The 13,624-nt window shown below is 39.7% G+C and carries 11 protein-coding genes; 8 read left to right on the top strand and 3 right to left on the bottom strand.

Going from position 1 to position 13,624, the window contains the following annotated elements:
- Positions 1–185: 185 nt before the first annotated feature.
- Positions 186–1,304, bottom strand: a complete 1,119-nt coding sequence (locus R3E32_15530) for an IPTL-CTERM sorting domain-containing protein (GenBank protein MEZ4886146.1) — start codon at positions 1,302–1,304, stop codon at positions 186–188.
- A gap of 163 nt (positions 1,305–1,467) precedes the next feature.
- The gene (locus R3E32_15525; protein ID MEZ4886145.1) at positions 1,468–2,337 is read right to left on the bottom strand and encodes a DUF1223 domain-containing protein; all 870 of its coding nucleotides are present in this window, start codon (positions 2,335–2,337) and stop codon (positions 1,468–1,470) included.
- A gap of 337 nt (positions 2,338–2,674) precedes the next feature.
- On the opposite strand from R3E32_15525, the gene ccoS reads away from it, so the two are divergent.
- From ccoS to R3E32_15490, 7 genes are all read left to right on the top strand, one after another.
- Positions 2,675–2,839: a cbb3-type cytochrome oxidase assembly protein CcoS gene (gene ccoS, locus R3E32_15520; protein MEZ4886144.1), complete on the top strand. Its 165-nt coding sequence runs from the start codon at positions 2,675–2,677 to the stop codon at positions 2,837–2,839.
- Between the two features lie 12 nt (positions 2,840–2,851).
- Positions 2,852–4,972, top strand: coding sequence for a cytochrome-c oxidase, cbb3-type subunit I (gene ccoN / locus R3E32_15515; GenBank protein MEZ4886143.1), 2,121 nt, complete (start codon positions 2,852–2,854; stop codon positions 4,970–4,972).
- Positions 4,973–5,082: 110 nt separating this feature from the next.
- Positions 5,083–5,244 (top strand): hypothetical protein, encoded by a 162-nt coding sequence (locus R3E32_15510; protein ID MEZ4886142.1) that lies wholly within the window; start codon positions 5,083–5,085, stop codon positions 5,242–5,244.
- Positions 5,245–5,282: 38 nt separating this feature from the next.
- Positions 5,283–6,281, top strand: a complete 999-nt coding sequence (locus R3E32_15505) for a cbb3-type cytochrome c oxidase N-terminal domain-containing protein (protein ID MEZ4886141.1) — start codon at positions 5,283–5,285, stop codon at positions 6,279–6,281.
- Positions 6,282–6,429: 148 nt separating this feature from the next.
- Entirely contained in the window at positions 6,430–7,938 is a 1,509-nt protein-coding gene (locus R3E32_15500; GenBank protein MEZ4886140.1) for a 4Fe-4S dicluster domain-containing protein, read from the top strand.
- 20 nt (positions 7,939–7,958) lie between these two features.
- The gene (locus tag R3E32_15495) at positions 7,959–8,396 is read left to right on the top strand and encodes a FixH family protein (GenBank protein ID MEZ4886139.1); all 438 of its coding nucleotides are present in this window, start codon (positions 7,959–7,961) and stop codon (positions 8,394–8,396) included.
- A gap of 18 nt (positions 8,397–8,414) precedes the next feature.
- Entirely contained in the window at positions 8,415–9,116 is a 702-nt protein-coding gene (locus R3E32_15490) for a sulfite exporter TauE/SafE family protein (GenBank protein MEZ4886138.1), read from the top strand.
- Between the two features lie 624 nt (positions 9,117–9,740).
- On the opposite strand, the gene R3E32_15485 is transcribed toward R3E32_15490, so the two are convergent.
- Positions 9,741–10,376, bottom strand: coding sequence for a response regulator transcription factor (locus R3E32_15485; GenBank protein ID MEZ4886137.1), 636 nt, complete (start codon positions 10,374–10,376; stop codon positions 9,741–9,743).
- Between the two features lie 161 nt (positions 10,377–10,537).
- Here R3E32_15485 and R3E32_15480 point away from each other — a divergent pair, with 161 nt between their 5' ends.
- Positions 10,538–13,570 (top strand): CHAT domain-containing tetratricopeptide repeat protein, encoded by a 3,033-nt coding sequence (locus tag R3E32_15480; GenBank protein ID MEZ4886136.1) that lies wholly within the window; start codon positions 10,538–10,540, stop codon positions 13,568–13,570.
- The last annotated feature ends 54 nt before the right edge of the window (positions 13,571–13,624 follow it).

Raw genomic sequence — 13,624 nt, 5'->3', positions numbered from 1 at the left:
CAATTCTAATTGCACTGCAAGCGAATGTATAACAAGAAAACAGAAGTCTTTAAGACTTCCGTTTTCTATAAGTCGCAATCCTAATTACACTGGATATGGGGTTACTACATGATGATGAGGAAATGCCTTTTTAGTTCATTTCTCTAAAATCAAGGCTGCCTTTACTCTTTGGTCCAAAGTCTAATCTATTGATCCTCTTTTTTCTCTGCTTCAAAAACCCAAAGCAAATGCGTCAAATAAGCAAACAAAGGGCCTGCCACTGCTGTACCAAATACATCAACTGCTGCAATGCTGCCGTAAACAGCGTAGGTCAATAAACCTGCAATAGCAGCCAAAACACCTGTACCCAACAATGTTTTTTGGAAAATTTTCCAATTGAAGGTCGGACGCTGCCACACTGCTTTGATAGAAGATTTTTTATTGCCCGATTTTGATGCTCCTATTCCTTCCAGTATTTCTTCCCTTCTGCCGATATAGAGCGTGCCAAAGGTCATGAGGAAAATGGCCAGGGTAATCAGTCCCCACTCCGATAAAGTAGGAATAGCCTGGGCTTCGCAAGCCGTAGATCCGCCCGTAGTTGCTCCAATCACAATACTCGTTGCGCCAGCCGATATTGGACAATCTTCGTAAGCAAAGGCAAGAAGTTGCACACTGCTCGCATCTGTGACCGATACCTGTACCCATGCCATGTGCAATTCTCCTGTAGAGGACATTTCAATGATCATGGGTGTATATCCTGTTTGATTGAAAAATTGTCCGCCTGTATCTGAGGCAGATGGGGGCAAGCCATTTAAAGCGGGGGGGGCTATATTTGGTGAGGATGAAAATAAACGGGCTGCAAAAGTACCATAACTGCTTAATATAGTACTGGAGTTGACTGTGATGGCAGAGGATAGTTTGCTCATTGCATTAATGAAGTAAGTTCCTAAACCAATATTAAGAGTACTATAAGTACCCATCACCTTATTTGCACGAAGACCTGCACCTTGAAAATATACAAAACTACCTAGAGCAGCACTTTGATAATAGGTAAGAAAAAACTCTGGATTGCTGTCGCCATCTATGTCGATTCCTATAGATGTATTTGAACCATTAGCAGTAGCAAGAGCAGGAACGGTTCCTGGTTGAATAGTAGCTTGTGCATATTCCATAGGCATGCCTGCAAGGGCAACCAAAGGAGTGGCAAAAGCGGCTACTTGCATCAATTTTTGGCGAAGGTTGTCTGCAGATTGTTGACTACTTGCTTCTGCTTTTTTAGGAGTAGATGCTACATTGGGGTAAATTTTTATGTATGTTTTTTGCATTATTGGAGAGGTTTATATTGTAACAAACAAATGTATATCGAAATAAATTTTGTTGATGTTGACTTTTTTATACATTTTCTCTCCAAAGATAAATTTTTTCATCCATTAAACAAATAAAATTATCGAATTATTTTGAAGCCAAAGAACCCAAAAGTGATTGTTTTTACCTACTATTGACATCAGCAGTAAATTCTTGTCCTATCGCACCAACAATTCGACTATATTTCCCTTCCTGTACATACACAATCACCGCCGACTCTTCAAAATCCATCCCTTTCGGCAAATCCAATATCACCTTATCCGAAGCCTCAAAACCTTGCGTGTGAAAAGCCCGCACCACATTGTCGTGCTGCAATGTACGGCCACTGTTTTCACCCCTTTTCACCGCATCTTTGAGATTGCTCTCCACTGCTGCAATGTTCACTTTGCAGCTCTTACAATCGCCAGTCAATTGACATTCAAACTGCAATTGATTTTTGGTTTTGTCCAATTGAAGGTCAGTAATTTCAATCTCTATTTTTGCAGGTGTCTTCAAGGCATAAGCAAGCTCTTGATTGGCGTATTCTCGTTTTGACCCCACAAACTCCGACACGCCATTCACAATCATTTGAGGCGTATAGCTTCCTCGACTTTTCAAGTGTTGGTTGTAATGTCGCTGTCTATCAGAAAAATCTGTCTTACTGTATGGATCTTTCCAACCCAAATAATTCCAATAATCCACATGAAACGATAGTCCATAAATGCGTTTGCCCGTTTGTTTGCCTTCTTCAATGAGTTCCCTCAAAACTCGGTCGGCAGGTGGGCAACTGCTGCAACCTTGTGAGGTAAATAGCTCAACAACTGCAATGGGTTCTATTGTTGCTTCAATGGCATTTGTATTCGACTCTGAGGATGTGGCGATTGGGGCTGAATTAGAGATTGTTTGCGCTGAATGATTGGAGTGGATAGACTCCTGTGTTTGGGTGAAAATCAAGCCAAAAATGGCCGCTAAAGAGGTAATGAATACGAGTGTTTTTTGAAGATTCGTTGGCATCTGTTTGTCATTTTATTGATTGGTAATGTTTGAAAAACGCTGCTGCAAAAGGCATGGTTTGTAGAGTGAACTGTTTTGTCCGAAATCAGCCAAAACAAATATTGACGATAATCACCCTTCTGCATGATTTTCCTCATTCATTGCCTCTTATATTAGTCCTAAGTTTGTGCTGTAAATGTGTTAAGGTTTTGATGTGTTAGAGTGTTGGTGTCTTTAATGCATTCATGTTTACTCATATTGGCATAGTAATATTAGAGATAAATATGAAAATTAAAAAACATAAATTCTTTAAAACACAACACAACACCTCAACACGAAAAACATTAACACAAAAAAAATGTCAGCATTTTATCTACTCATCATTATCAGCATCATCATAGCCTTTGGTTTTCTACTGGTCTTTTTGTGGGCGGTAAAAAGCGGACAGTTTGATGATGATTATACACCTTCGGTACGAATACTATTTGAAGAAGAAATTGAAACAACCGTAGAGGAATCTTAAATACGTTACTTTATGAGTCAATTAGAACGATTTTATTATGACAATGTATCGGTTCGCAATTTTACGTATGCGACCATATTATGGGGATTTGTGGGGATGTTGGTAGGGTTTATCCTGACCCTACAATTGATTTTTCCCGAATTAAACTTGGGTATAGCCCAGACAAGTTTTGGACGTTTACGACCGCTTCATACCAATGCAGCTATCTTTGCATTTGTAGGAAATGGCATTTTTGCAGGAGTCTATTATTCTTTGCAGCGACTCTTGAAGGCTCGAATGTGGAGTGACAAACTCAGTTCGATTCACTTTTGGGGATGGCAGTTGATTATTGTAGCTGCCGCCATTAGTTTGCCTTTGGGTTATACTTCGGGTAAGGAATACGCCGAATTGGAGTGGCCGATTGACATTGCGATTACGCTGATTTGGGTGGTTTTTGGTCTTAATATGATGATGACCATTTTCAAACGCCGAGAGAGTCATCTCTATGTGGCGATATGGTTTTACATCGCTACTTGGGTCACAGTCGCTATGTTGCACATTGTAAATAGCATGGAGTTGCCTTTTGATTGGTTCAAAAGTTACTCAGTCTATGCGGGGGTGCAAGATGCTTTGGTTCAGTGGTGGTATGGTCACAATGCGGTGGCATTCTTCCTAACAACTCCTTATTTGGGACTGATGTATTACTTCGTTCCGAAAGCTGCCAATCGTCCTGTATATTCTTACAGACTATCTATTATTCACTTTTGGGCTTTGATATTCATGTATATATGGGCAGGGCCTCACCATTTATTGTACAGTTCTCTTCCCGATTGGGCACAAACACTTGGTACCGTTTTCTCTATTATGTTGATTGCACCTTCTTGGGGAGGAATGATCAATGGATTACTCACCTTGCGGGGTGCTTGGGACAGGGTGCGAAATGAGCCTACTTTGAAGTTCATGGTCGTTGCCATTACTGCTTATGGTATGGCAACATTTGAAGGGCCAATGTTGTCCTTCAAAAATGTAAACGCCATGAGTCACTTCACCGACTGGACAATTGCACATGTTCACATAGGCACTTTGGGCTGGAATGGATTTTTGACCTTTGGAATGTTCTATTGGTTGATTCCCAGAATCTTCAAAACCAAACTCTATTCGACCAAACTGGCAAACGTGCATTTTTGGATTGGTACAATGGGCATTCTTTTTTATGCCATTCCTTTGTATTGGGCAGGTTTTACCCAAAGTTTGATGTGGAAACAATTCACACCTGATGGTTTCCTTCAATACCCTAATTTCTTGGAAACAGTCACACAGATTCTGCCGATGTATATGATGCGTTCCTTGGGTGGCGGTTTGTATTTGACTGGATTTACCATCATGATTTACAACATCTTCAAAACCGTGAAATCAGGCAGTTTGGTAGAAAATGAAGCGGCAGAAGGTTTGCCAAGAGAAGTTATCATGGCACAAACACATAAAGACGGTCATTGGCATCAATGGATTGAAAAACGACCTGCTCAAATGTTGGTTTTCAGTTTGATAGCTGTTGCGATTGGAGGACTTATTGAGTTGGTTCCGACTTTTATGGTCGAAAGTAATGTACCAAAAATAGCAAGTGTGAAACCTTATACGCCTCTCGAATTGCAGGGTAGAGATATTTATGTACGAGAAGGGTGTTATACTTGTCACTCTCAAATGATTCGCCCATTCCGTTCGGAGACAGAGCGGTATGGTGAATATTCCAAGTCTGGGGAGTTTGTGTATGATCATCCTTTCCAATGGGGTTCTAAGCGAACAGGGCCTGACCTCCATAGAATTGGCGGCAAATACCCTGATGCTTGGCACTACAACCACATGCTGGATCCTCAGAGCATGTCACCTGGTTCTATCATGCCACAATATCCATGGTTATTAGTTGATGATTTGGATATCTCAACTACACCGGCTAAAATCCGAGCCATGCAAACATTGGGTGTGCCGTATCCTGAAGGCTATGACCAAATCGCAAATGATGACTTGAAGAAACAGGCGGAGGAAATTGTCCAAACATTGAAGGAATCAAAGATTGAAACGGTGAGCAATAAGGAAATCATTGCATTGATTGCCTATTTGCAGCGAATGGGAACAGATATTAAAAAGGTAAAGTAGTGATTGGTGACTGGTAATTAGTCGTTTGACGGTAGTTTTCAATTCAAACTACTAATTACCAATCATTGATAACCAGTCACTAATAACTAATCAATAAATTACTAAATAGCATGTATAAAAATGTATTGCGTTCGATAACCGATATTGAAGTTTTACCAGTGATTGCTTTGGTTGCATTTGTTCTATTTTTTACGGCCTTATTGTTGTGGACTTTTTTGCAACGCAAAGAGCATATAGACAAGATGGCAAGTTTGCCATTGGAGGAGGAGTGAGAAAAACAAGTTCAAATATCAAATTCAAATTCAAAAAAATGAAAGATACATTCTTCAAAATGATAGGTTTTGTGGCTTTGCTTCTTTTCAATGGGAGCTATTTGCGAGCCGCTTCAATGGCAGAAAAAACGGACAATGGTTTCTTTGGTTTTGGGGCAATGAGTCCTGCCGAACAATTGACTTTAACCCTAGGTTTGACGGCATTGATTGTCATACTGATAGCATTGTGGGTGCTGGATCGTTCGGTAAAAGTCATTGCTCGTGAACTTCGAAAAGATTACCTCAAAGCACAAGGTTTTGATCTCGAAGTGATAGAAGCAAAAGAAGAGGCTAAAAAGGCAGCACAGCCAACGTTCTGGGAGCGACTCAACGATCGTTTGACCGATGCTGTTCCGATTACAGAGGAAAAGGAAATCATGTTTGCCCACTCTTATGATGGCATCCGAGAGCTGGACAATAAATTGCCGCCGTGGTGGGTAGGCTTGTTTTACGGTACGATAATATTTGGAATTGCCTATGTTTTTCACTACCACTTTCTCGGAACAGGTAACTTGCAGAAAGCAGAATATCAGATTGCTATGCAGGAAGCGGCAGTGGCAAAAAAAGCCTATTTGGCAAAAATGGCCGATTTGGTGGATGAGAATACCGTCACTTTATTGACAGACGAAAGCGCACTCTCAAAGGGTGCTTCAATTTATACCGCCAATTGTGTGGCTTGTCATGGAGTAAATGGCGAAGGAGGTGTAGGCCCTAATTTTGCAGATCAATACTGGCTGCATGGGGGAGATATTCAAAGTATCTTCAAAACTATCAAGTATGGTGTTCCTGCAAAAGGTATGATTTCGTGGCAATCGCAGTTGAAGCCTGCAGATATGCAAGCAGTAGCGAGTTATATTTACCAGTTTGAAGGTACAAATCCTCCAAATGGTAAAGCTCCACAAGGTGAAATTTTTATTAGAGAAAGCGGTGAAAGCGTGCCTGATTCTACGAATGTGCAAGCAGTAGATAGCACGCTACAAACCCAATTGCTAAAGTAGAATCGTTGATTATTAGAATGAAAGCATGATTTTTTTTTTTTAAAATGAAAAGGTATTTTTCTATTCTTAAAATGTAGCGGGTGCTTATTTTTTTTTAGATGTTGGATGGCTTGCACCCGCTACTCTTTTTAACAATATACAGCAAGATATGGGAAACAAGATGAGCAATGTGACAGAGGAGGAGGCTTTTCGGGATTCGATTAGCACGGTGGATAAATCGGGCAAGCGAAACTGGATTTACCCTAAAATGCAGAAAGGTCAATTTTACAAGTATCGAACTTATGTGAGCTTTGTGTTATTGGCTTTGTTGTTTGGAATGCCTTTTGTCAAGGTAAATGGACAACCCCTACTGCTCTTCAATATTTTGGAGCGCAAATTTATTATTTTTGGACTGACCTTTTGGCCCCAAGATTTCCATTTATTTGTCTTGGCAATGTTGGTCGGCATTGTTTGTATTGTTTTGTTTACAGTTGTTTACGGGCGATTGTTTTGTGGTTGGGCCTGTCCCCAGACCATTTTTATGGAGATGGTTTTTCGGAAGATTGAATATTGGATTGAAGGAGATGCGACCAAACAAAAACTACTGACGAATGCGCCGTGGAGTTCCGAAAAACTCAAAAAACGCATTGCCAAACACAGTATTTTTTATGTCATTGCTTTTTTGATTAGCAACACCTTTTTGGCGTATATCATTGGAATAGATGAACTTTTCAAAATCATTACCGATCCTCCAAGTCAGCACATTACAGGTCTGTCACTCATCCTATTGTTTTCATTCGTGTTTTTCTTTGTCTTTGCCTACATGCGGGAGCAAATTTGCTTGGTTGTGTGTCCTTATGGACGATTGCAGGGGGTGATGTTGGATAGGGATTCGATTGTAGTGCATTACGATTTTGAAAGAGGTGAACCGAGAGGAAAAATTAAAAAGAAAAAAGAAACATCTACTCCTACTGCAAAAAAACCTTCTCATCAAGCCTTCAAAATAGGGGCAGATGGTGTAGAACTTCAATCACAAGCTGCAATAGCCGAACCCGAATTGGGAGATTGTATTGACTGTGGATTGTGCGTAAGGGTTTGTCCAACAGGCATTGACATCCGCAATGGCACACAATTGGAGTGCATCAACTGTACGGCGTGTATTGACGCTTGTGACGAAATCATGGAGAAGGTGGATCGCCCCAAAGGTTTGATTCGCTATGCTTCTTACAACAACATTGTCGATAAAACTCAGTTTCGTTTTACACCTCGCATCATTGCCTATACAAGTGTTTTGGTGATTTTGGCAACAGTTTTGACCTTCTTTTTGGCAACCCGTTCTGATTTTGAAACCACGATTTTGCGGGCAGCAGGAGTGATGTATCAGGAAGTCGATGAAAATACCTTGAGCAACCTCTACAATGTGGAAATGGTCAACAAAACCATTAAGGAACTTCCCGTTTCCTTCAAAATCACCTCGCCGCCCAACGCTATCCTCAAATTAATTGGTCAAAAACAAAGCTTGGTTGTACCTGAACAGGGTATTGAAAAGGGGGCATTTTTTATTGAATTACCTAAATCAGAAGTGAAAGGGCATAAAAACAAAGTGGTCATTGAAGTATATTCTGGTGAACGTTTGATTGATAGGGTTAAGACGAATTTTGTAGGGCCTATAAAATAGATTAACAAAACTTTAATAATATGAGTTGGGGATATAAAATCACTTTTTTGTACATCGGTTTTGTAGCAATGATTTTGACAATGGTGGTTATGAGTTTGCGGCAAGACATACAGATGGTGACAGATGATTACTACGAAAAGGAGCAGGATTATACTGTACAGGTACAAAACAGCTTCAACAGCGAATCTTTGTCCACCCGTCTTCAGATAAATTATCAAGCCAATGATAAAAGCCTTCAATTGCAGTTTCCACAGGATTTTGCAGGTATTGAAGGAGAAGTAGAATTTTACCGACCTTCTAATGCAAACAAGGATTTTCAGGTGAAAATCGCAGTCGATAGCAGTAATTTACAATTGGTCAATACCAGTGATTTAATAGTTGGTTTGTGGAAGGTAAAGGTAAAGTGGAAGGCAAATGGAAAGTCGTTTTTTGACGAGAAACAGGTGGTTATTAATTGATAGAATTTTTATTCTAATATGGAACTCTGGACAGCATTTATGATAGGTTTGGTAGGAAGTTTTCACTGCGTTGGCATGTGTGGACCGATTGCTATGGCATTGCCTTATCGCTCGTCCAGTAAATTTCGCTCCGTTTCTAATGTGTTGTTGTACAATGCTGGACGCATTCTAACTTACACTACTTTAGGCTTATTAGTAGGGATTGTTGGACGAGGTATTTCTTTGTCGGGTTACCAGCAATGGATGTCTATTCTGTTGGGTATTGGTTTGTTTTTCATCGGCTTGTTTTCGCTTAATATCGAAAGCCAAGTATTGAAAATCAATTGGATACATCAATTAACTATGAAAGTAAAAGCAATTTTAGGCAAATTGTTACAAAGTCCTCGTCCTCAATCCTTATTCACCATCGGTGTCCTCAATGGTTTCTTACCTTGCGGCTTTGTCTATGTCGGATTGGCAGGTTCAGTTATCTCCAATAGCCTGCTCAATAGTGCTTTGTATATGACCTTGTTTGGCATTGGCACTGTTCCCTTGATGCTCACAACCACCCTTGCGAGTAGCTTCCTCAGCCTTTCTTTGCGGCGCAACATTCAAAAAATGATACCCTTTTTTATGCTATTTTTTGCAGTATTGTTCATTCTTAGAGGCATGAACTTGGGAATACCCTATGTAAGCCCACATTTGAGTTCGGAGGAAGTAAAATTGATTATTTGCCATTAATAATTTTGCAGAAAAATAAGTCTCCTAAGTTTTTGATTGTCTATACATTAGAATGTATTGGATCTACGTCAAGGCATTTTTTAGCTCCTTATGCTAAAAAAACCTTACCCAATCTTTTCGTTTTTGTTTTTTTATTCTAAATTTACCCCATCATCCGCAGCCTAATCGCTGGAGCTTACATACTAACTTGTCACGTTAATTGATTGAACGCTCCTACAACTTCTGCGGATTTTATTTACCAATGAAATTGAAAAATTTCTTGCAATTGCCTTACCTTATAATGACCCCCAATACTTGCCAGTATTGGGGGTTTGCCTTTTTATACAAATCCTTAATTTTTCACTGCCAAACATTCTCATTAAAGGTCAAGAAATCTAATGCGGCTAAAAGCAAGAAGGTGATAGCTTCATCGAGGTTGCAGCCCTATCGTTGAATTCATTCGAGCTGTGTTTTTAAATGTTAAGAAGCCTGTTGAAGTGTCCATACTCCTTGAATATTGTACCGCAAGTCAGGAGACTTGCTACAAGAATTTCGCTCAAGTGTCCACATTTGAGCGGGCTAAAATCCTTTTGACCTTTCGGTACTAATAGTTGCCATGTATTTAATTTTTGTTGTAATAACCAACTACAAATCCACAAACCCCCGTTTCACGGCAATCTGTACAGCTTCCGTTCGGTTTTTTGCGCCCAACTTACTCAAAATTGCGCTGACATGAAACTTCACCGTCCTTTCTGAAATAAACAATTCTACTGCAATCTGTTTGTTTTTCAAACCTTTAGCCATCCACTTCAATACCTCCAATTCACGCAAAGAAGGTTTCTCGATTCCATCACTGATGTGCTGCATCAATTTGGACGCAACCACAGGTTGCAGCAAAGAACCCCCACTATGTACGACTCGAATCGCTTCAAAAATTTCCTTCCTCGATGCGCCTTTCAACAAATACCCTTTTGCTCCCGCTTTGATGGCACTCATGATGCGTTCATCCGTATCGAAAACAGTGAACACAATTACTTTTGTTAGAAATGATTTTTGTTGCAGCACATGAATCACTTCAACACCATCCATCAAAGGCATTTCCAAGTCCAACAAAAGAACGTCTATTTTATGGACTGCATTGGACACCATTTCTACCGCTTCAACACCATTAGAAGCCTCGCCAACTACTTCAAAATCAACTTGAGTTTCGATAATTGTCCGCAATCCTTCACGTACAATTGGGTGGTCATCAGCGAGTAAAATGGCAATTTTAGAAGACATAGTAGATTGATTTTTGTGCTTGTATGATTTTGAAGAAAAAGAACAAACCTACAAAATTTACAGTTGAACTTTTATAACAACCAGAACAACTGTATTGCTGTTACTAACCACAAGTTTAGGATAAATTTTGTAAATTAGCCATTCAAATTCGTGTCAGATAAATGAAGGAAACGCTCATAGAAGCACACAATTTACTACAATCTGCTATCAACTACTTACAAACTGCTGACTACAAAAACTGCATTTCAGCTGCTACAAATGCTGCAAAAGTTTTTGAAAATCATCAGCAATGGAAGGATTTTGTCCAAATCAAAAATATATTAATTAAATCTCATTTTGAATTACTGCAATATGAAAAAGCGAAGCAACAATTAGAAGAATTGAAGCAGCATATTCCTTCAAAATTAGCGAATGATTCAGAAGCAGCAGTAGATTACTTCAATAACTGGGGAGATTATTTTCAAGTAAAAAACGATTTCTCTCAAGCACTTTCCTATTATCAAAATGCCTATAATATTCGCCAAGTTTTATGTGGTGAGAATACTCCCGAAATGGCAGATAGTTACAATCGAATAGGGCGAATATGGGGTCAAAAAGGTGAGTTTGAGAAAGAATTATCTTGCTATCGTAAGGCTCTGAATATTAGTCAAAAAAACTGGGGCGATGTCAATCCTTTCACTGCAAAGGGTTATCAAAACATGGCTGGCGTTTATGGGGTAAAAGGTGACTACGATACCCAACTGATATATCTTCAAAAGGCACTCAATATTTGTACTCAATCTCTGGACATTCCAGACCTTACTACGGCATCCGTTTTGGACAGTATAGGGCGTTCGTATGCCATGAAAGAAGACTTTCATAAAGCCCTAAAATTTCACCGCAAAGCACTGACAATTAGAGAAAAACTTCTTAGTGAATTTCACCAGCATCTTGCTGATTCCTACTTTCACATTGCTTACTGTTTGCAATCCCTCCAACAGTTTGAAGAAGCCCTTGAAGAATACAAAAAATCTCGCCGAATCCGTGAAAAGATGTTTGGTAGAAACGATGCTTCCGTTGCTGCTTGCTACAACAACATGGGCGTTTGTTTTGGTCATTTGCGGATGTTTTTTCGACAATTTGACTACCATCAGAAAGCACTGGAAATTCTCCTCAAAATCTTCGGCATTCACCACCATGAAGTCGCTTTCACCTACAATCAATTGGGCAATTGTTGGCAACGCAGAAACTTTCACGTCCAAGCTTTGCAGCAGTTTCAGTTTGCCCTCATTAGCTTAGTAGATGGTTTTGAATCCGCCAATATTTACCACAATCCTCGCCTAAAAAATTATGTGGTGACTTTCGAGTTGTTAAATGCTTTTAGCAACAAAGCTGTATCCTTACTTCAATATTATCAAGAAAATAGCCGTTCTAAAAAAGACTTACGGCGAGCGATGGTTACATTTCAGGTAGCACTCGAACTGATTGACCAAAAACGCCACAGTTTTCAATCCGAACACTCCAAACTCGATTTAATCAACCGCTTTATGCCTGTCTATGAAGGAGCGATACAAACAGCTTTGGAATTGCATCGTCTGGAGGGATCTTGGCAATATCTTCGTGCTGCTTTTACGCTTGCCGAAAAAGGAAAATCCATCCTTTTGCTTTCTTCCATCAAAGATTTGGAAGCCAAAGGGATCGCCAATATTCCTACTGCATTGATGATAGAGGAAAAGGAGCTGCGGCAACAAATCGTGAACCTCGAAAAAAGTATTTATCAGGAACAATCCATTGAAGAACAGGCAAATGAGTTGAGAATGAGTAAGCTGCAAAATCATTTGTTTGATTACCAGCAGAAATACCGTGACTTGATAGAAAATTTGGAGCAACAATATCCTGCTTATTATCAGCTCAAGTATGAATTTGAAGTATTGGATGTTAAGGAATTGCAGGAAACATTGCAGCGAGAAAATGAAAACAACGCTCATGCCACATCCGCTAAGGTATTGGAGTATTTTGTAGGCGAAGAAAATATTTATATTTTTCTAATCACTGCCGAAACGTTACAATACTACATCGTTGCGAAGCCAGAGGGTTTTGAAAAAATGGTGAGAAAAATGGTAAAAACCATTAATCAACTGCACCGCCAAAAATTTATTCAAATTGCCCACCAATTGTATCAACTGCTTTTTCCCTTGCCGCTTCATAAGGAACTGCAAATCAATATTTCCAATGATTGCAATAAGCTCTATATCATCCCCGATGCGTCTCTTTTTTACCTTCCTTTTGAAGCTTTATTGTTTGAAGAGACCAACAGTAAAAGAGCCTCTTACAGCAATTTACCCTATTTGATTCAACGGTTTGCGATTAGTTATCACTATTCTACAACCTTGCTTTACAATAGTTTACAAAAAAGACAGGAGAACGTTGCGCCCAGTTATGTAGGTTTTGCTCCTGTTTATGGAAGCGACCCATCAAAAATTTCATCAAATCGAGGGGCTGGTGAAATCAATAATGAAGTGGGTTATGCCGCCGCTCCCAAAGTGCTGGAAGAATCTCTTCCTGCTGGAACACTTCAAACATGCATTAATCGAGAATATCAATCAGTAGGTGTTAGTCGTGCGGTTAAAATTGATGGTAAAATCTACCACGAATTGGTACACACGGAGGAAGAAGTGAAGGCTGTGCAACAACTTTTTCGGGGCAGAGGCTTTGCGGCTGATGGTTATTTTCATGAAGATGCTTCGATTCCCAATTTTCTACAACAAATCGCCCACTGCAAATTCATACACATTGCAGCACATGGCATTTTCAACAAAAAATATCCCGAGTATTCGGGCATTGTTTTTTCAGTTCCCAAAGATGGCAATACACAAGATGCGGTATTTTACATCGCCGATGCCTATTCTCTTCAATTGCAGGCAGATTTGGTGGTATTAAGTAGTTGTGAAAGTGGAATTGGCAAATTGTCAAAAAGTGAAGGAATGATGGCCATGAATCGGGCATTGCTGTATGCAGGGTCTAACAACGTGATTTTCACGCTATTCAAAGTCTATGACGAGTCTGCTTCTCGGCTTACGTACTTGATTTTTGAAGGAATCGTAAACCACCAGCTTTCTTACTCTCAAGCTCTTCAATGCGCCAAACAGGAGCTGATAAAAGAGGAGATGGCTACTCCAAAATCTTGGTCAGGCTTTGTATTGTTGGGAGGTTGAAAATGGATAGCACATTAATTTATTGATTATAAAATGGTTGATGAATTTAATTTG

Source organism: Chitinophagales bacterium (assembly GCA_041392475.1).
Classification (GTDB): domain Bacteria; phylum Bacteroidota; class Bacteroidia; order Chitinophagales; family UBA2359; genus JAUHXA01.
This window is presented reverse-complemented; position numbering and strand designations above follow the sequence as displayed.